This window comes from Labrenzia sp. R5_0 (assembly GCF_017743835.1).
GTDB lineage: Bacteria > Pseudomonadota > Alphaproteobacteria > Rhizobiales > Stappiaceae > Roseibium > Roseibium algicola.
Window position 1 is genome coordinate 63,270 of sequence record NZ_JAGHRK010000007.1, and the last position, 19,498, is coordinate 82,767.

Genomic DNA, 19,498 nt, shown 5'->3' on the forward strand with positions numbered 1-19,498 from the left:
CGGAAAACAGTCCGTGGCAACGCGGATAATTCCGTTACGAAACAGGAAGTTATCCACATTGATCGGCAAGGCGGCTCTGGGGAAAACCCGCGATTGGGCGCTTCTTTGTCAAAAAACGGCAATTCGGACGGAATAGGGTGCTTGACTTCCCAAACCAGCCGCCGTACATCAGCGCCACTTCAGGGCGACAACGCGTCGCCTGACGAAGCGGGTGTAGCTCAGTTGGTTAGAGTGCCGGCCTGTCACGCCGGAGGTCGCGGGTTCGAGCCCCGTCACTCGCGCCACTTCCCATAGAAGTGCTTTGGTACTTTCGGGAATTGGCGCATATACCGTGAATGTGCGGGTGTAGCTCAGTTGGTTAGAGTGCCGGCCTGTCACGCCGGAGGTCGCGGGTTCGAGCCCCGTCACTCGCGCCACTCACGGTACCTCTTGTTTCCCCAGACTGTTCAATCGAAAACATCAAGCCTCGCGCAAAGCGAGCGCTTTGCCGCGCAGACAGGCAACCCCTTGGCATTGTCGCCAAGATGGCTATCATGCGTTCAAGGCAGGGGCGACGCAGTCCATTCAAATTTCAGCTCTTTTGGTGTTTGTCTGGCGTTTGCTTCGATTCTGCGAGGGGGGTGGAAAACGAACGCAGGTGCGGCATATTTCCTGAAGGGTTGTGCAAAGTTTTTGCCTTCCTGCAAACTGGCTGAAATTAAGGATTTGTCGGGGGTAGGTGCGAAACAGGTGCAAACATGGCAAGAGTTTGACCGCATGTGGGTCTTGCGTTGCACCAAGTCGTAAGCTAAGCGTGCGCTCGCATGTTGGTTTCATAACGCCGACGGGCACAGCGTGACCTGCCGGTATAATGAAGGCAACGGGGCGCGCAGCCCTGGCACCGGATCGCCTCCCGATCCGCCTCCATATGCAAGGACGCGAAAGACATGGAAGAACTCTTGCGGGAATATGTCCCGATCGTCGTGTTCATCGGCATTGCGCTGGTGATCGGCCTTGCGCTGCTGATTTCGCCTTTCATCCTGGCCTACAAGAATCCGGATCCGGAAAAGCTGTCGGCCTATGAGTGCGGCTTCAACGCTTTCGACGATGCACGCATGAAATTTGACGTGCGCTTTTATCTGGTCTCGATCCTCTTCATCATCTTCGACCTGGAAGTCGCGTTCCTGTTCCCCTGGGCAACCGTGTTCGGTGACCTGGGTTGGTACGGCTTCTGGTCCATGATGGTCTTCCTCGGTGTCCTGACCGTCGGCTTCATCTACGAATGGAAAAAGGGAGCGCTGGAATGGGATTGACCACGACCGAGCCGCTCGTTGCACCGCAGCCGCAAGGTATTATCGACCCGAATACGGGCAAGCCTGTCGGCGCGGATGACGCATTCTTCCTGGAAGTTAATAACGAGCTGGCAGACAAGGGCTTTCTCGTAACCTCCACCGACAACCTCATCCAGTGGGCTCGTACCGGCTCGCTGATGTGGATGACCTTCGGCCTGGCCTGCTGCGCCGTTGAAATGATGCAGATGTCGATGCCGCGCTATGACGCCGAGCGTTTCGGTTTCGCGCCGCGCGCTTCACCGCGCCAGTCGGACGTGATGATTGTTGCCGGCACGCTGACGAATAAAATGGCACCTGCGCTGCGCAAGGTCTACGACCAGATGCCTGAGCCGCGGTACGTCATTTCCATGGGGTCGTGTGCCAATGGTGGCGGCTACTACCACTATTCCTATTCTGTGGTGCGCGGTTGCGACCGCGTTGTGCCGGTCGATATCTACGTTCCAGGCTGTCCTCCGACAGCCGAGGCGCTGCTCTACGGCGTGTTGATGCTTCAAAAGAAGATCCGCCGCACGGGCACTATCGAAAGATAAGGATCTGCCGCCGAAGAGGCGGCGGATTTTTGAGGGAGTGGGCGCCTGGCGCCCGTTCAACTGACTCTCCGGGTCGCGTCCAGCGGGGCGCAACAAAGACCCGGCAAACTGGATCGATCGGCAGTCGGCACTCAATCGGAACCGGTTGAACGCTGCAGATCTACGAGTGAGGTCGAACACGATGGACGAGACGTTGAAGGAACTCGCTGAGCATATCGAGCTCGGTCTGGGTGAGTCCCTTGTGTCCTGGAAGGTCGAATACGGCGAGCTGACGCTGACCGTAAACGCGACCGACATTCTCGATGCGATCCGCTTTCTGCGCGACAACAGCTCGTGCAAGTTCGTCAATCTGACGGATATTTGCGGTGTGGATTACCCTTCGCGCGAGAAGCGCTTTGACGTTGTCTACCACTTCCTGTCTCCCGTTCAGAACCAGCGCGTTCGTGTGAAGGTCGCAACCGACGAAAATACGCCGGTTGCTTCTCTGACCCCGCTGTTTCCAGGTGCTGAATGGTTCGAGCGTGAAGCCTACGACATGTACGGCATTCTGTTCTCCGGCCATCCGGACCTGCGCCGCATCCTGACCGACTACGGTTTTGACGGATATCCGCTGCGCAAGGACTTCCCGGTTACGGGCTTTGTCGAAGTTCGTTATGACGACGAGAAGAAACGCGTTGTCTACGAACCGGTACGCCTGAACCAGGAAATGCGCTCCTTCGACTTCCTCTCGCCCTGGGAAGGCACGGACTACGTGCTGCCCGGTGACGAGAAGGCAACGACCAACTGAAGGGCGGGGCAGGGATGAGCGAACGGCTTTCAGGTGGGTGTCTTTGCGGCGAGGTGCGGTTTGCCGCAACGCCGGTAGACGGCGAAATGGGAGTCTGCCACTGCGCCATGTGCCGCCGCTGGACCGGTGGTACCTATATGGCTGTCAGCTGCGGATCGATGGACGGTCTGGATGTTCAAGGCAAGGATGCCCTCGGCGTCTACAAGTCATCCGACTACGGCGAACGGGTTTTCTGCAGCAAGTGCGGTTCCTCGCTGATGTGGCGAATGGCCGACGGCTCACACGTGAGCGTCTCCGCGCAAGCCTTTGACGATCCGTCCGTTTTCAAATTCACGTCCGAAATTTTCGTTGACGAACAGCCGGCAAACTACGCTTTCGCTAATGAAACCCGCAGAATGACCGGTCCCGAAGTCATCGCCTATTTCACGCAAAAAATGCAGGAACCTCAAAATGGCTGAGGCTCAGGTTCGTAACTTCAACATCAACTTCGGTCCGCAGCACCCGGCGGCGCACGGCGTGCTGCGCCTCGTGCTTGAGCTCGACGGCGAAGTGGTAACGCGTGTGGATCCGCACATCGGTCTGCTGCACCGTGGAACCGAAAAGCTGATCGAGCAGAAGACTTATCTGCAGGCTGTGCCTTACTTCGACCGCCTCGACTACGTGGCGCCGATGAACCAGGAACACGCTTTTGCGCTTGCAGTCGAGCGTATGCTTGGTGTGGAAGTGCCCAAGCGCGGCCAGCTGATCCGTGTCCTTTATTCGGAAATCGGTCGTCTGCTGTCTCATCTTCTGAACGTGACGACGCAGGCCATGGACGTGGGCGCGCTGACACCGCCGCTCTGGGGCTTTGAGCCCCGTGAAGAGCTGATGGTGTTCTACGAGCGTGCTTGCGGTGCCCGCATGCACGCAGCTTACGTTCGTCCGGGCGGTGTTCACCAGGATCTGTCTCGTGACCTGCTCGACGACATCTGGGACTTCTGTGATCCGTTCCTGCAGACGCTTGACGATATCGAAGGTCTCCTGACCGACAACCGTATTTTCAAGCAGCGCAACGTGGATATCGGCGTTGTCGACCTTGACGATGCCTGGGCCTGGGGCTTCTCCGGCGTGATGGTTCGTGGATCCGGTGCACCTTGGGATCTGCGCAAGTCGCAGCCTTACGAATGCTATTCCGAACTTGATTTCGATATTCCGATCGGCAAGAACGGCGACTGTTACGACCGCTACCTGATCCGAATGGAAGAAATGCGCCAGTCAGTCCGGATCATGAAGCAGTGCCTGGAAAAGCTGACGGTTGAAACCGGTCCGGTCTCGTCCATCGACGGCAAGATCGTGCCGCCGAAGCGCGGTGAAATGAAGCGTTCGATGGAAGCGCTCATCCACCACTTCAAGCTCTACACCGAAGGCTATCACGTCCCGGCTGGTGAAGTTTACGCAGCCGTCGAAGCACCCAAGGGTGAGTTCGGCGTCTATCTGGTCGCGGACGGTACCAACAAGCCGTACCGTTGCAAGATCAAGGCGCCTGGCTACAGCCACCTTCAGGCCATGGACTTCCTGTGCCGCGGGCACATGCTTGCCGACGTTTCGGCAGTGCTGGGGTCTCTGGACATCGTGTTCGGTGAGGTCGACCGCTGATGCGGACGGCACACAACCAATTTTCGACCCTGGCAGCCGCCCGTCCGGCTCCGGTCATTTTGACAGAACGGGGATAACACCATGGCAGTTCGCCGACTTGCCGCGGAACAACCAGAAAGCTTCGCGTTCACCGAGAAGAACCTCGACTGGGCAAAGAAGCTGATCGACCGTTATCCGGCAGGCCGTCAGGCCTCCGCGGTCATTCCGCTTTTGTGGCGTGCGCAGGAACAGAACGAAGGTTGGGTGAGTGAGCCGGCAATCCGCTATATCGCGGACCTGCTCGACATGCCGAAGATCCGCGTTCTGGAAGTGGCGACGTTCTACACCATGTTCCAGCTGCAGCCGGTCGGCAAGAAGGCCCATATTCAGGTTTGTGGCACGACGCCGTGTCAGCTGCGCGGGTCGGAAGACCTGATCAAGATCTGCAAGAGCCGCATTGCCAAGCACATGCACGAGATTTCCGAGGATGGCATGTTCTCCTGGGAAGAAGTCGAGTGTCTTGGCGCCTGCGTGAATGCGCCGATGGTACAGATCTTCAAGGATACCTATGAAGACCTCACGGAAGACAGCTTCAACCAGCTGATCGACGATATCGCCGCCGGCAAGGAAGTAACGCCGGGCCCGCAGAACGGTCGTCGTTTTGCAATGGCCGAAGGCGGTCAGACGTCACTCACTGAAATCGATGACAACACGAAGGGTGAGCTGCCGGTTCCCCACCTGGTCGACGGTTCGGAAAAGGCGTCGCATGCTTTTGCCGGCGCACCGATCAATGCAGGTGGCAACGACTATGATGGCGTGCCGACCCCTGCAGAAGATGCTGTTGCCAAGGTAAAGGCGGCGCATGCAGCCAAATCGGCCAAGGCAAGTGAAGCGCCAGCGGCAGCTGCGCCCAAGAAGGCTGAGGCAAAGGCTGAACCGGCCAAGAAAGCCAAGGCCGAAAAAGCAGCTACGCCTGCAGCGCGCAGTCAGAACAAGGGCAAGCCTGATTCCGACGACCGTGCCGAAGTCGAAGTTGCCCGCACAGCCGACACCAGTGGAAGCACCGACGGTCAGGAAAAAGAACCTGAACTTCTGAAGGAAGCGCGCGGCGGCAAGCCGGACGACCTGAAGAAGCTGAAGGGGGTCGGTCCGAAACTGGAAGCGACACTCAACGAACTCGGGTTTTTCCACTTCGATCAGGTGGCCTCATGGGGACCGCAGGAAGTTGCCTGGGTCGACAGCCGCCTGAAGTTCAAGGGCCGTATCGAACGTGATGGCTGGATTGAGCAGGCCAAGGTTCTGGCATCCGGCGGTGAAACAGATTTTTCCAAGCGCGTGGAAGCCGGTGAAGTGGCCTCCTCCAAGAGCGAAGACTAGGGGGAAGAGATGCTGAAGGATCAGGATCGGATCTTCACCAATATCTACGGTCTCCACGACTGGGGCCTGGAAGGCGCGAAGAAGCGCGGACAGTGGGACAATACCAAGGGCCTCATCGACAAGGGGCGCGACTGGATCATTCAGGAAATGAAGGATTCAGGTCTGCGTGGCCGCGGCGGTGCCGGTTTCCCGACCGGCCTGAAATGGTCGTTCATGCCCAAGGAATCCGATGGCCGCCCGGCATATCTCGTCGTCAACGCCGACGAATCCGAGCCGGGCACCTGCAAGGACCGCGAGATCCTGCGCCATGACCCGCACACGCTGGTCGAGGGGTGCCTTGTCGCCGGTTATGCGATGGGTGCCATTGCTGCCTACATCTATGTTCGTGGTGAATTCATCCGCGAGCGCGAGCGTTTGCAAGCTGCGATCGACCAGGCTTATGACGCCGGTCTGATCGGCAAGAACAACAAGAACGGTTACGACTTCGACATTTATGTCCACCATGGTGCCGGCGCTTACATCTGCGGCGAGGAAACCGCGCTGCTGGAAAGCCTGGAAGGCAAGAAGGGCCAGCCGCGGCTGAAGCCGCCATTCCCGGCAAACGTCGGCCTTTACGGGTGCCCGACCACGGTGAACAACGTTGAATCGATCGCGGTTGCTCCGACCATCCTGCGCCGCGGTGCTGCGTGGTTCTCGGCGCTCGGCCGTCCGAACAACACCGGCACCAAGCTTTTCTGTGTTTCCGGCCACGTCAACAAGCCGTCGACCTTCGAGGAAGAGCTGGGCATCCCGTTTGCCGAGATGATCGACAAGCATTGCGGCGGAATTCGCGGTGGCTGGGACAACCTTCTCGCGGTTATTCCAGGTGGTTCGTCTGTTCCGTGCCTCACGGCAGAGCAGATCAAGGACGCGCCGATGGATTTCGACACGCTGCGCGGTCTTGGCTCCGGCCTGGGGACTGCAGCCGTGATCGTGATGGACAAGTCGACGGATATCATCAAGGCCATCGCCCGCCTGTCCTACTTCTACAAGCACGAAAGCTGCGGACAGTGCACACCGTGCCGCGAAGGCACGGGCTGGATGTGGCGTGTGATGGAACGAATGGTCAAGGGCGAGTCCTCCTATGAGGAAATCGACATGCTGTTCAAGGTGACCAAGCAGGTCGAAGGCCACACGATTTGTGCACTCGGGGACGCGGCCGCCTGGCCGATCCAGGGTTTGATCAAGAATTTCCGGCCTGTTATCGAGCAACGCATCGATGACTATGTCGCCAAGTCGAAGTCTTCTTCGACCATGGTGGCGGCTGAGTAAGCGGAACGGGATTTGGAGAGCAACGGATGACGAAGCTCATCATCGACGGCAAGGAAGTGGATGTCCCGGCGGACTACACGCTGCTTCAGGCCTGTGAAGAGGCGGGCGCCGAGGTTCCGCGGTTTTGTTACCACGACCGGCTGTCTATCGCCGGCAACTGCCGCATGTGCCTGGTGGAAGTGAAGGGTGGACCGCCCAAGCCGACCGCCTCTTGTGCCATGGGCGTGAAAGACCTTCGTCCCGGCCCGAACGGCGAGCCGCCGGTGGTCGAGACCAAGTCCGAGATGGTTAAGAAGGCCCGCGAAGGCGTGATGGAGTTCCTGCTCATCAACCACCCGCTGGATTGCCCGATCTGCGACCAGGGCGGCGAGTGTGATCTGCAGGACCAGGCGATGGCCTATGGCGTCGACGGTTCCAGGTTCCACGAGAACAAGCGCGCCGTTGAGAACAAGGAAATCGGTCCGCTGATCAAGACGATCATGACCCGCTGCATTCACTGCACGCGTTGTGTGCGGTTCACCACGGAAGTGTGTGGTGTCACCGACATGGGTCTGGTCGGCCGTGGCGAAGATGCGGAAATCACCACCTATCTCGAAGCGGCCCTGTCGTCGGAAATGCAGGGCAACGTGGCAGATCTTTGCCCGGTTGGTGCCTTGACCCACAAGCCTTACGAATTCCACGCCCGTCCGTGGGAACTGACCAAGACCGAAAGCATCGACGTGATGGACGCGGTCGGTTCCGCGATCCGTGTCGACACGCGCGGCAAGGAAGTCATGCGGGTGATGCCGCGGCTCAACGAAGAGGTCAACGAGGAGTGGATTTCCGACAAGTCCCGTTACATCTGGGACGGTCTGAAGACCCAGCGCCTCGACCGGCCTTACGCCAAGAAGGACGGCAAGCTGCAGCCTGTTTCCTGGGGTGAAGCATTCCAGATCATCGCCGAAAAGGTAAAAGGCGCGAGCGCCGACAAAATCGGTGCTCTGGCTGGGCAGATGGCAGGCGTTGAGGAAATGTTCGCGCTGAAGGCGCTGATGGACAAACTCGGCGTTGCCAACATCGACAGCCGTTTCCCGGGGTCTCCGCTGCATCCGAAGAACGGCCGCGCAAGCTATCTCTTCAACAGCACGATCCAGGGCATTGAAGACGCTGACGCGATCATGCTGATCGGCACAAATCCGCGTCAGGAAGCTCCGGTTCTGAACGCTCGCATCCGCAAGCGTTGGGTCCAAGGCGACGTGACCATTGGCCTGATTGGTGAAAATGCTGACCTGACCTATCCGGTAACATATCTGGGTGCCGGTCCGGACAGCCTGAAGGAATTCGTGAACCACGCTCCGGCAAAGGTCGAACGCCCGATGTTCATCATCGGCCAAGGTGCGCTGAACCGTCCGGATGGGGCTGAAGTGCTCGCGACGCTTGCTGCAGCCGCCAAGGCGCTTGGTGTCGTCAAGGACGGCTGGAACGGTTTCAACATCCTGCACACCGAAGCGTCCCAGGTTGGTGCTCTCGATCTCGGTTTCGTACCGGGCGAGGGCGGCAAGGACACAGGCTCCATGCTGGAGCCGGGTGCACTTGACGTGCTGTTCCTGCTGGGTGTCGACGAAGTTGAAGTTCCGGAAGGCGCTTTCGTTGTCTACCAGGGAACGCATGGTGACCGCGGTGCGCACCGCGCCGACGTTATCCTGCCAGGCGCTGCCTATACGGAGAAATCCGCGATCTACGTCAACACCGAAGGTCGCGTCCAGATGGCCGACCGGGCCGCGTTCCCTCCGGGAGATGCCCGCGAAGACTGGGCGATACTTCGCGCATTGTCCGCGGTGCTTGGCCAGACGCTTGAGTTCAACTCTCTTGCCGAATTGCGCTCAAAGTTGTTCGAAGCTGTTCCGCACATGACGGGCATCGATGCGATCGAGGCAGGTGATGCTGGCGATATCGCCAAGCTTGGCAACGCCAAGGCCAAGATGGATAGCGCAGGCTTCGCCAACGTGATCCGCGACTTTTACCTGACCAACCCGATCGCTCGCGCGTCCAAGACGATGGCCGAGTGTTCGGCGCTCGCCAAGACGCGAGCGGCAGAAGCAGCAGAATAAGGGGTAGGGGACCGATATGGCTGAGTTCATGACGACCTACGGTTGGCCGTTCCTCTGGATGGCATTCCAGAGCATTCTGCTGATGGTCGTGCTTCTGGTGATTGTCGCCTACGTGCTTTACGCGGATCGCAAGATCTGGGCTGCCGTGCAGATTCGCCGCGGCCCGAACGTGGTTGGTCCCTGGGGCTTGCTGCAAAGTTTTGCCGATCTATTGAAGTTCGTTCTGAAAGAACCGGTGATCCCGTCTGGATCCAATAAGGTTCTGTTCCTGCTGGCTCCACTGGTATCCGTGCTTCTGGCGCTGGCGGCCTGGGCCGTTATTCCGGTTGCCGACGGCTGGGTGATTGCCAACATCAATCTCGGTGTGCTCTTCGTCTTCGCAGTGTCGTCGCTGGAAGTCTACGGTGTGATTATCGGTGGTTGGGCTTCCAACTCCAAGTACCCGTTCCTGTCGGCGCTGCGCTCGGCCGCTCAGATGGTCTCCTATGAGGTTTCCATCGGTTTCGTCATCGTGACAGTGCTGCTGTGTGCCGGCACCTTGAACCTGACCGGAATCGTGCAGGCACAGGAAACCGGCCTTGCCAACATGCTGGGTGTGCCGTGGCTGTCGTTCCTGAACTGGTACTGGCTGCCGCTGTTCCCGATGTTCGTGGTGTTCTTCATCTCGGCACTGGCTGAAACCAACCGTCCGCCGTTCGATCTTGCGGAAGCGGAATCGGAACTGGTTGCAGGCTTCATGGTGGAATACGGCTCAACCCCGTACATGATGTTCATGCTCGGTGAATATGTCGCCATCTGCCTGATGTGCGCGCTTATGAGCATCTTCTTCATGGGGGGATGGCTGCCGCCGTTCGATTTTGCACCGTTCACCTGGGTGCCGGGCATCGTATGGTTCCTGCTGAAGTGTTTCCTTGGCTTCTTCATGTTCGCCATGGTGAAGGCAATGGTTCCGCGTTACCGCTATGACCAACTGATGCGCCTGGGCTGGAAAGTGTTCCTGCCGCTGTCGCTGGCCATGGTCGTGGTCGTCGCCGCAGTCCTGATGATCATGGGCTGGGCACCGGGCGCAGCGTGACGATCTCGCTCGCCGGTGCAATCGGTGCCGCCGTCGGTCTTTATGTCGGCTGGCTCGATTGGAAGATCCTGAAGGGTATGCTTCAGGCGGCGGAGACGAAGAACAGACAAGCTGGCGGCGACGGTGGTGTCGCGGCCAGACACAAGGCGCTTCTGGGCGCACTGATTTTTGGAGTTCCGGTGTTCGGTTTCCCGATCATCGGCTATTGGGCCGCCAGTCAGCTGGCTGGTTGAGGAAAGAGAGGCTAAAAGCGATGGGACTTAGTCAAGCCGTCAAATCGCTGTTTCTGCAGGAGTTCGTGTCGGCCTTCGTTCTGGCGATGCGTTACTTCTTCAAGCCGAAACCAACGGTCAATTATCCGTTCGAGAAGGGCCCGGTGAGCCCGCGTTTCCGGGGTGAGCATGCCCTGCGCCGTTATCCGAACGGCGAAGAACGCTGCATTGCCTGCAAGCTGTGCGAAGCCATCTGCCCGGCACAGGCAATCACCATCGAGGCCGGACCGCGGCGCAACGACGGCACGCGCCGTACCACGCGCTACGACATCGATATGGTCAAATGCATCTATTGCGGCTTCTGTCAGGAAGCTTGCCCTGTGGATGCAATTGTCGAGGGCCCCAATTTCGAATTCGCCACGGAAACCCGCGAAGAGCTTTACTACGACAAGGAAAAGCTGCTTGCGAACGGCGACCGTTGGGAACGCGAAATTGCCCGTAACATTGAAATGGATGCTCCTTACCGTTAGGAGCATACCCAACAATGGTTTCCAGCTCGGCAATCCGGCCGGGCACCGCACTTCCGGCCGCAAGGCCACACGACAGGCAGGTCTTCGAAATGATCCTGAAAGCCCTCTTTTTCTACCTGTTTGCCGGCGTCACCCTGGCGTCAGCATTCATGGTGATCGCGTCGCGCAATCCGGTGACGTCGGTACTGTTCCTGATCCTGGCGTTTGTGAATTCCGCTGGTCTTTTCATTCTGCTGGGCGCCGAATACCTGGCCCTGCTGCTGGTGGTCGTCTATGTCGGCGCGGTGGCGGTGCTGTTCCTGTTCGTCGTCATGATGCTTGATGTGGACTTCGTCGAACTGCGACAGGGCTTCCTGCAGTATCTGCCGGTCGGCGCGCTGGTCGGCGTGATCCTGATGGTCGAGCTGCTGATGGGTCTGGGGGCCTGGATCATTGCACCGGGTGTTCTCGGGCATGGCGCAGAGCCGATGCCGGCACTTAGCGACGTGAGCAACATCCAGGCGATCGGGTCTGTGCTCTACACCAAATACATCTACTTCTTCCAGGTCGCTGGCCTGGTTCTTCTGGTGGCCATGATCGGGGCAATCGTCCTGACCCTGCGCCACAAGCCGAATGTCAAACGTCAAAGCATTCCGGACCAGGTTGCGCGAAACCGCGAAGCCTCAGTTGAGGTCCGCAAGGTGGAAACGGGCAAGGGTATCTGACGCAACCTGGTTGCGTTTTCGAGAAAGTCCGGGAACCGGCACGCTCCTCCGTGCTGTTTCCGGTTGGGGTAAACGAGGGGAGCACGGCGAGGCGCCCATGGAAATCGGTCTGTCGCACTATCTGTCGGTCGCGGCGATCCTGTTCACGATCGGGATCTTCGGGATCTTCCTGAACAGGAAAAACGTGATTGTTATCTTGATGTCTATCGAACTGCTGCTGCTGTCGGTGAACATCAACTTTGTCGCCTTTTCGTCGTTCCTCGGCGACATGATGGGCCAGATCTTCACCATGCTGGTTCTCACCGTGGCTGCCGCAGAGGCCGCCATCGGCCTTGCGATCCTGGTCGTCTTCCACCGGAACCGCGGCTCCATCGCCGTGGAAGACGTCAACGTGATGAAAGGGTAGGAGCTGATGTATTCCGCAATCCTGTTCCTGCCGCTGATCGGCTTCCTGATCGCCGGTCTTTTCGGCCGCGCCATCGGTGCCAAGGCCAGTGAATATATTACGAGTGGTCTCCTGATCCTCGCTGCGTTGCTGTCCTGGATCACTTTCTTCGGGTTCTGGCTCGGCGGCTCGGAAATGCAGATCGTCGATCTGTTCCGCTGGATCGATACCGGTGATCTGAAGGTGTCCTGGTCCATCAGGGTCGACACGCTGACCGCCGTGATGCTGATCGTCGTGACCACTGTGTCCGCGCTTGTGCATGTCTATTCCATCGGGTACATGCACCATGACCCGCATCGGCCGCGTTTCTTCGCCTATCTGTCGCTTTTCACCTTCGCGATGCTGTCGCTGGTGACGGCAGACAACCTTCTGCAGATGTTCTTCGGCTGGGAAGGTGTGGGCCTTGCCTCCTATCTTCTGATCGGCTTCTGGTATCAGAAACCGTCCGCAAATGCGGCCGCCATCAAGGCATTCGTCGTCAACCGCGTTGGTGACTTCGGATTTGCGCTCGGCATCTTCGGCGTCTTCTATCTGTTCCAGAGCATCGAGTTCACCACCATCTTCAACGACGCGCCGTCCTTCATCCAGGAGCACGGCGAGGTGATGACCTTCCTCGGCTACCATCTTGATCCGCATTCAGCGATGACGGTTGTCTGCCTGCTGCTGTTCATGGGGGCCATGGGCAAGTCGGCGCAGTTCCTGCTGCACACCTGGTTGCCGGACGCCATGGAAGGCCCGACACCCGTGTCCGCGCTTATCCATGCCGCGACGATGGTGACCGCCGGTGTCTTCATGGTGGCACGTCTGTCACCGTTGATGGAACTTTCGCACACCGCGCTGACGGTCATCGTGTTCTTTGGTGCAACGACGGCCTTCTTCGCCGCAACTGTCGGTCTGGTGCAGAACGACATCAAGCGCGTGATCGCCTATTCGACCTGTTCGCAGCTCGGGTACATGTTCGTTGCACTTGGCGTCGGCGCCTATTCGATCGGCATCTTCCACCTGTTCACCCACGCCTTCTTCAAGGCGCTGCTGTTCCTATGCGCCGGTTCGGTGATCCACGCCGTTTCCGACGAGCAGGACATGCGCAAGATGGGTGGTCTTCGGAAGCATATTCCGATTACCTACTGGACGATGATGATCGGAACGCTGGCCCTTACAGGTGTGGGTATTCCATTCACTCATATCGGTTTCGCCGGCTTCATTTCCAAGGATGCGATCATTGAGGCAGCCTTTGCCGGTTCCGTGGGTGAACACGCCAATCCGATGGCCCTCTACGGCTTCTGGATGACTGTTATCGCTGCTGCGCTGACGTCGTTCTATTCCTGGCGCCTGACGTTCATGACCTTCCACGGCAAGCCGCGTGCGCCTGTCGATGTGATGAAACATGTACATGAATCGCCACTGGTGATGACCGTGCCGCTGTTCATCCTGTCCATCGGCGCTGTGCTGGCGGGCATGGTCTTCTACGGTTCGTTCTACGGCGAAGGTTATGCAGAGTTCTGGAAGGGCGCACTGTTCAACAGTGAAACCAACCACATCCTGCATGCCATGCACGAAGTGCCTGGATGGGTGAAGGTGTCTCCGTTCGTCATGATGGTGCTCGGCTTCCTAGTTGCGTACCAGTTCTACATCCGCTCTCCGGAAATGCCGAAGCAGCTGGCCGAGCGCCATTCCGGCCTCTATCAGTTCCTGCTCAACAAGTGGTACTTCGACGAGCTTTATAACTTCATCTTTATCCGTCCTGCCATGTGGCTCGGCCGGGTCCTCTGGAAGAAGGGCGATGGCACCGTGATCGACGGGTATGGCCCGAACGGTGTTGCTTCCCGTGTTCAGAATGTGACCGCCTGGGTCGTCCGCTTGCAGACCGGATATCTCTATCACTATGCATTTGCGATGCTGATCGGTGTGGCTGCGCTTATCACCTGGTCGATGTTCACCGGTGCAGGCACCGGCGGGGGTGCACACTAATGATTGACTGGCCAATTCTGTCACTCACGACGTTCTTGCCGCTGCTGGGCGTGCTCTTCATTCTCCTGGTTCCGGGGAATGACGAGGGCAGCAAGAAGAACATCCGGATGGTCGCTCTTGTGACCACATCGGTGACCTTCCTTCTGTCGCTGTTCATCTGGGGCAATTTCGACTACGCCAACTCCGGCTTCCAGTTCGTGGAACACCGGGAATGGCTTGGAAGCAACATCAGCTACCGCATGGGCGTTGACGGTATTTCCGTCCTCTTCGTGATCCTTACGACCTTCCTGATGCCGTTCTGCATCCTGGCCTCCTGGGACAGCGTGCAGAAGCGGGTAAAGGAATACATGATTGCCTTCCTCGTTCTGGAAACGCTGATGATCGGCGTCTTCTGCGCGCTGGACCTGGTCGTGTTCTACGTGTTCTTCGAAGCTGGCCTCATTCCGATGTTCCTGATCATCGGTGTGTGGGGCGGGGCGCGCAGGGTCTATGCATCCTACAAGTTCTTCCTGTACACGCTGCTCGGCTCCGTGCTGATGCTGATCGCGATCATGGCGATGTACTGGAACGCAGGCACCACCAACATTGAAGCGCTCCTGGCGCATCAGTTCCCGGGCGGGATGCAAACATGGCTGTGGCTGGCCTTCTTCGCGAGCTTTGCCGTGAAGATGCCAATGTGGCCGGTGCATACCTGGTTGCCGGACGCACACGTGGAAGCACCGACCGCCGGTTCCGTCATTCTGGCGGGCGTGCTCCTGAAGCTCGGCGGCTACGGCTTCCTGCGCTTCTCCCTGCCGATGTTCCCGCTTGCATCCGACATGTTCGCGCCCTTCGTGTTCACATTGTCTGTGGTTGCGATCATCTACACGTCGCTGGTGGCGCTTGCTCAGGAAGACATCAAGAAGCTGATCGCCTATTCATCGGTCGCACACATGGGCTACGTGACCATGGGCATCTTCACGATGACGGAGCAGGGTGTGCAGGGTGGTATCTTCCAGATGCTTTCCCACGGCATTGTCTCCGGTGCGCTTTTCCTTTGTGTCGGCGTTATCTACGACCGGATGCATACCCGCGAGATCGCTGCCTATGGCGGTCTGGTCAACCGGATGCCGAAGTATGCGGTTGCGTTCCTGATTTTCACCATGGCCAACGTCGGCCTGCCAGGTACCTCCGGGTTCGTTGGGGAAATCCTGACGCTGATGGGGGCATTCCAGGTCAATTCGTGGGTGGCGTTCTTTGCTACCACCGGTGTGATCCTGTCCGCCGCCTATGCACTCTATCTCTATCGCCGCGTCGTCTTCGGCGCGCTGGAGAAGGAAAGCCTCAAGTCGATCCTCGACCTGAACCTCAGGGAAAAGGTTATCCTGATCCCCATGATCATCCTGACGATCTTCTTCGGCTTCTATCCGATGGCGATCCTGGATGTGACCCAGGGTGCGGTCGACAATCTCATCAATCAATACACCGCGGCGCTCGACGCGGCTGGCGTTGTCCAGCACGCAGCGTCTGCCGCGGCGGCCCACTAGGTTTCGAGGACGAGACAGAGCTATGTCTGAATTGACCCTATTGCCAGATCTCAAGCCGGTTCTGCCGGAGATCATCCTGGCCCTCGGAGCCATGGTGCTGCTGATGATCGGCGCCTTCGGCGGCAAGCGCGTCAGCTACGCCGTCTTCGGTGGAGCAATGGGCCTGCTCGGCGGTACCTTCTTGGTGCTTCTGTTCGTGCCGGCCTTTGGTGAAACGTTCGGCGGTTCGTTCGTTCTGGACGATTTCGCCTACTTGCTCAAACTGCTGGTGCTGGCAGGTTCGTTCTTTGCCATCGCCATGTCCTGGGCCTACGCCAAGAGCCAGTCCTTCGACCATTTCGAGTATCCGATCCTGATCGTTCTTGCGACACTCGGCATGATGCTGATGCTGTCGGCGAACGACATGATCGCACTTTATCTCGGCCTGGAACTGCAGAGCCTTTCGCTCTACGTCGTTGCCGCCATCAACCGGGACAGCGTGCGCTCGACCGAAGCCGGCCTGAAGTACTTCGTGCTGGGCGCGCTGTCGTCGGGCATGCTGCTCTATGGCATGTCGCTTGTTTACGGCTTCACCGGGCAGGTGGCCTTCGAGGGTATCGCGGAATCGCTTTCCCACGATGGCGCCTCCATCGGACTGGTGATCGGCCTGACCTTCATTCTTGCCGGTCTTGCCTTCAAGATTTCCGCCGTTCCGTTCCACATGTGGACGCCGGATGTCTATGAAGGGGCGCCAACCCCGGTTACCGCGTTCCTCGCCGCTGCACCGAAAGTTGCCGCTATGGGCATGCTGGTCCGGATCGTGATCGAGGCCTTCCAGCCGGTTACAAACGACTGGCAGCAGATCATCGTGTTCGTGTCGATCGCATCGATGGCACTCGGAGCCTTCGCGGCTATCGGTCAGCACAACCTGAAACGACTGATGGCCTATTCGTCCATCGGTCATATGGGCTACGCGCTGGTGGGCCTTGCTGCCGGCACCCAGACAGGTGTCGAAGGCGTCATTTTCTACATGATCGCCTACATGGGCATGACGCTTGGTGTCTTCGCCTGCATCCTGTCCATGCGCCGCAAGGATGGCATGGTCGAGGAGATCGGTGATCTGGCTGGGCTGTCCCAGACAAACCTGCCGATGGCAATCCTGCTGGGTCTGCTGATGTTCTCGCTCGCCGGTATTCCGCCGCTGGTCGGTTTCTTCGGCAAGTGGTACGTGTTCAGCGCGGCCGTCGAGGCTGGTCTCTTCCCGCTGGCCGTGATCGGCGTGGTCGCGTCGGTGGTAGGTGCCTATTATTACCTGCGGATCGTCAAGGTCATGTTCTTCGACGAACCTGTTGAGGGTTTCGAGGCCATGCCGATGGAGCTGCGCGTGGTACTGGGCCTGTCGAGTGTATTCGTGATCTTCTTCTGGCTGGCACCGGGACAGATCGTCAGCGCGGCCAGCTCTGCTGCCCAGTCGCTGTTCTGATTGATCGCATGACAAGTTATGGACATGAACGTCCGGCGCCAGGTGCGCCGGACTTTCGCTTTGTGGAGCTGGAAACTGTCGGCTCCACGAATTCGCTGTGTTTCGACAAGGCACGGCAAGGGGACGCCGGTCATCTGTGGATCAGGGCAGTCGAGCAGACCACAGGTCGTGGGCGCCGCGGGCGTGACTGGTCCTCACCGATAGGCAACATGTTCGCCAGCCTGCTTCTGATCGACCCAAAACCGGCTGAACGGATCGGCGAATTGCCGCTTGCTGCTGCCGTTGCATTGGCGGAAGCCGTTGACAAAGCCGCAGGTACACTGCAACTGGTAAGCCTGAAATGGCCAAACGACCTGCTTGTAGAGGGCTCGAAACTGTCCGGCATCCTGCTGGAGGCTGAAACGCTTAACGATGGCCGGCAGGCAGTTGTCCTTGGTTTCGGTGTCAATTGTGTTTCCCACCCGCCGTTGTCCTTGTATCAGGCGACGGATCTCAGGAGCCTGGGCTATCAGGTAACAGCTGAACGGTTGTTCGAATGTCTTGCGGAGACGCTGGCGGACAACCTGTCTCGCTGGCAGCAACCGGGCGGCTTTGAAGGAATTCGCCGAGCCTGGCTGAAACGGGCGGCACATCTGGGCAAAACCATAACGGTTCGGACTGCCCAGGAAGAAATTACCGGCACTTTTGCCGATTTGGACGCGCGCGGCCACCTGGTCCTGAAACAGGATGGTGGCGGTGAGCGAACGATTTATGCGGGTGATGTGTTTTTGCCTGGCGCTTGAGCGCCGGGCCGTTGCCCGATCTGACGTTTAAAGGAGCAATCCATGGCTTCGGCCAAGAAAAACAACAACAACAACGACATCGTGTTTCTGCCCCTGGGCGGGGTTGGCGAAATCGGCATGAACCTCGGTTTGTACGGCTATGGTCCGGAAGATGACCGGACATGGCTGATCGTCGACTGTGGTGTGAGTTTCGCCGGACCGGAACTTCCGGGCATCGATGTAGTCGTTCCGGACATCAAGTTCCTGGAAGATGAAGTCGACAATATCGCCGGCATGGTGATTACCCACGCACATGAAGACCATTACGGCGGGATCCTGCATCTGTGGCCCTTCCTGAAGGTACCGGTCTATGCAACGGCCTTCACTGCCGGTCTGCTCGCAGCCAAAACGGAAAGCGAGCCGGGAGCAGAAGAGGTTCCGGTGACGGTGGTGAAGCAGGGTGAGCGCCACAAGATTGGTCCGTTTGATGTCGAATTTGTTGCGATGGCGCACTCCATTCCGGAGCCCTGCGCGCTGGCGATCCGCACGCCTGCCGGCATGGTGCTGCATACCGGCGACTGGAAGATCGACAGGACGCCTGGCGTCGGCCTTCCCATTGATCTGGACCGGCTTGCCGAGCTCGGCCGGGAAGGGGTGATGGCGCTTGTCTGTGACAGTACCAATGCAATTCGTGACGGTGTCAGCCCCAGCGAGGCAGATGTTGCTGTCGAGCTGAAAAAAGTTATGGCAAAGGCCAGCAAGCGAATTGCGGTCACCACCTTTGCATCCAACGTCGCACGCATTCGGGCGATTGCGGAAGCAGCCGCCGCGAACGACCGCGACATGGTGATTGTCGGCCGCTCTATGCACCGGGTGATCGAGGTTGCCGGAGAGCTTGGCTATCTGGATGGACTGAAGCCGTTTCACGATGAAGAGGCCTATGGCTACCTGCCGCGGGAAAAGACCGTGCTTTTGTGCACGGGATCGCAAGGCGAAGCCCGCGCTGCCCTCGCCAGGATCGCAGCCGGCGACCATCGCAACATCGCGCTGTCAAAGGGCGATATGGTCATCTTTTCTTCGCGCACGATCCCCGGCAACGAGAAAGCCGTTGGTGAGGTACTGAACAACCTTGCCGACAAGGATGTCGACATCATCACCGACCGTGACGCCCTTGTGCATGTGTCCGGTCACCCGCGCAGGGGCGAGCTGGAGCAGCTTTACAAACTGGTCCAGCCGAAAGTCGTGCTTCCCGTCCACGGGGAACCGTTGCATCTTGCCGCCCACGCTGCGTTCGCAAAGGACCTCGGGGTGCCTGAAGTGGTGCGCGGCAAGAACGGGGACATTATCCGCCTGAGTGCGGGGCGTGCCGGCATCATCGACGAGGCGCCGTCAGGCATCCTGGTGAAAGACGGCGATATCCTGGACGATCCGGAAGTCACCGGCGTCAAGGAACGGCGCAAGCTTTCGTTTGCGGGCGCTGCGGTGATCGCGCTGGTGGTCAACCGATCCGGGGAGCTGCTGGACGACCCCAATGTTGTCCTGTTGGGCTTGCCGGACACGGATGATGAAGGTGATCCGATGGAGGATATCGTCATCAAGGCTGTCAGGGGCGCTGTTACCAGCATCCCGAAGAACCGGCGCAAGGACAAGGATCTGGTTGCGGAGGCTGCTCGCCGTGCAGCTCGGTCCGAGATCCTGAACGTCTGGGGCAAAAAGACGCTCTGCAAGGTGATGGTGACCCAACTATAGTCATCACGGCGGCCTGAGTGGCC

At 58.8% G+C, this 19,498-nt stretch carries 18 protein-coding genes and 2 tRNA genes; all 20 read left to right on the forward strand.

Features of this window, described 5'->3' with window-relative positions; genetic code table 11:
* Nucleotides 1–207 precede the first annotated feature (207 nt).
* A tRNA-Asp gene (locus J7447_RS26900) sits at nt 208–284 on the forward strand.
* A gap of 55 nt (nt 285–339) precedes the next feature.
* Nucleotides 340–416: transfer RNA gene (locus J7447_RS26905), tRNA-Asp, on the forward strand.
* A 510-nt stretch (nt 417–926) separates the two neighbouring features.
* Nucleotides 927–1,292: an NADH-quinone oxidoreductase subunit A gene (locus tag J7447_RS26910; RefSeq protein WP_006934719.1), complete on the forward strand. Its 366-nt coding sequence runs from the start codon at nt 927–929 to the stop codon at nt 1,290–1,292.
* Nucleotides 1,283–1,861 (forward strand): NADH-quinone oxidoreductase subunit B, encoded by a 579-nt coding sequence (locus tag J7447_RS26915; RefSeq protein ID WP_006934718.1) that lies wholly within the window; start codon nt 1,283–1,285, stop codon nt 1,859–1,861. The genes J7447_RS26910 and J7447_RS26915 overlap by 10 nt, the downstream gene beginning before the upstream one ends.
* Nucleotides 1,862–2,042: 181 nt before the next feature.
* On the forward strand, nt 2,043–2,648 hold the full coding sequence (locus J7447_RS26920; protein WP_022998427.1) for an NADH-quinone oxidoreductase subunit C: 606 nt from the start codon (nt 2,043–2,045) through the stop codon (nt 2,646–2,648).
* A 14-nt stretch (nt 2,649–2,662) separates the two neighbouring features.
* Nucleotides 2,663–3,106 carry a GFA family protein gene (locus J7447_RS26925; RefSeq protein WP_209171478.1) on the forward strand — a complete coding sequence of 148 codons (444 nt, stop codon included), beginning with the start codon at nt 2,663–2,665 and terminating at the stop codon, nt 3,104–3,106.
* On the forward strand, nt 3,099–4,283 hold the full coding sequence (locus J7447_RS26930) for an NADH-quinone oxidoreductase subunit D (RefSeq protein ID WP_022998429.1): 1,185 nt from the start codon (nt 3,099–3,101) through the stop codon (nt 4,281–4,283). The genes J7447_RS26925 and J7447_RS26930 overlap by 8 nt, the downstream gene beginning before the upstream one ends.
* An 81-nt stretch (nt 4,284–4,364) precedes the next feature.
* Nucleotides 4,365–5,639 carry an NADH-quinone oxidoreductase subunit E gene (locus J7447_RS26935; RefSeq protein WP_022998430.1) on the forward strand — a complete coding sequence of 425 codons (1,275 nt, stop codon included), beginning with the start codon at nt 4,365–4,367 and terminating at the stop codon, nt 5,637–5,639.
* 9 nt (nt 5,640–5,648) lie between these two features.
* Nucleotides 5,649–6,950 (forward strand): NADH-quinone oxidoreductase subunit NuoF, encoded by a 1,302-nt coding sequence (gene nuoF, locus J7447_RS26940; protein ID WP_022998431.1) that lies wholly within the window; start codon nt 5,649–5,651, stop codon nt 6,948–6,950.
* A gap of 26 nt (nt 6,951–6,976) precedes the next feature.
* Nucleotides 6,977–9,040 carry an NADH-quinone oxidoreductase subunit NuoG gene (nuoG, locus tag J7447_RS26945; protein ID WP_209171479.1) on the forward strand — a complete coding sequence of 688 codons (2,064 nt, stop codon included), beginning with the start codon at nt 6,977–6,979 and terminating at the stop codon, nt 9,038–9,040.
* A 16-nt stretch (nt 9,041–9,056) separates the two neighbouring features.
* Nucleotides 9,057–10,115 (forward strand): NADH-quinone oxidoreductase subunit NuoH, encoded by a 1,059-nt coding sequence (gene nuoH / locus J7447_RS26950; RefSeq protein WP_031268412.1) that lies wholly within the window; start codon nt 9,057–9,059, stop codon nt 10,113–10,115.
* The gene (locus J7447_RS26955; protein WP_055654520.1) at nt 10,112–10,348 is read left to right on the forward strand and encodes a hypothetical protein; all 237 of its coding nucleotides are present in this window, start codon (nt 10,112–10,114) and stop codon (nt 10,346–10,348) included. The genes nuoH and J7447_RS26955 overlap by 4 nt, the downstream gene beginning before the upstream one ends.
* A gap of 20 nt (nt 10,349–10,368) precedes the next feature.
* Nucleotides 10,369–10,857 (forward strand): NADH-quinone oxidoreductase subunit NuoI, encoded by a 489-nt coding sequence (gene nuoI, locus J7447_RS26960; protein WP_006934709.1) that lies wholly within the window; start codon nt 10,369–10,371, stop codon nt 10,855–10,857.
* An 89-nt stretch (nt 10,858–10,946) separates the two neighbouring features.
* The gene (locus J7447_RS26965) at nt 10,947–11,561 is read left to right on the forward strand and encodes an NADH-quinone oxidoreductase subunit J (protein ID WP_031268414.1); all 615 of its coding nucleotides are present in this window, start codon (nt 10,947–10,949) and stop codon (nt 11,559–11,561) included.
* 97 nt (nt 11,562–11,658) lie between these two features.
* Nucleotides 11,659–11,967 carry an NADH-quinone oxidoreductase subunit NuoK gene (nuoK, locus tag J7447_RS26970; protein ID WP_006934707.1) on the forward strand — a complete coding sequence of 103 codons (309 nt, stop codon included), beginning with the start codon at nt 11,659–11,661 and terminating at the stop codon, nt 11,965–11,967.
* A 6-nt stretch (nt 11,968–11,973) separates the two neighbouring features.
* The gene (gene nuoL, locus J7447_RS26975; protein ID WP_209171480.1) at nt 11,974–13,977 is read left to right on the forward strand and encodes an NADH-quinone oxidoreductase subunit L; all 2,004 of its coding nucleotides are present in this window, start codon (nt 11,974–11,976) and stop codon (nt 13,975–13,977) included.
* Nucleotides 13,977–15,503, forward strand: coding sequence for an NADH-quinone oxidoreductase subunit M (locus tag J7447_RS26980; RefSeq protein ID WP_022998436.1), 1,527 nt, complete (start codon nt 13,977–13,979; stop codon nt 15,501–15,503). The genes nuoL and J7447_RS26980 overlap by 1 nt, the downstream gene beginning before the upstream one ends.
* A gap of 22 nt (nt 15,504–15,525) precedes the next feature.
* Nucleotides 15,526–16,965 carry an NADH-quinone oxidoreductase subunit NuoN gene (gene nuoN / locus J7447_RS26985; RefSeq protein ID WP_022998437.1) on the forward strand — a complete coding sequence of 480 codons (1,440 nt, stop codon included), beginning with the start codon at nt 15,526–15,528 and terminating at the stop codon, nt 16,963–16,965.
* A gap of 8 nt (nt 16,966–16,973) precedes the next feature.
* Nucleotides 16,974–17,747 (forward strand): biotin--[acetyl-CoA-carboxylase] ligase, encoded by a 774-nt coding sequence (locus tag J7447_RS26990; RefSeq protein ID WP_209171481.1) that lies wholly within the window; start codon nt 16,974–16,976, stop codon nt 17,745–17,747.
* Between the two features lie 42 nt (nt 17,748–17,789).
* Complete coding sequence (locus J7447_RS26995; RefSeq protein ID WP_055654514.1) at nt 17,790–19,475, forward strand: ribonuclease J; 1,686 nt, start codon at nt 17,790–17,792, stop codon at nt 19,473–19,475.
* Nucleotides 19,476–19,498: the final 23 nt, after the last annotated feature.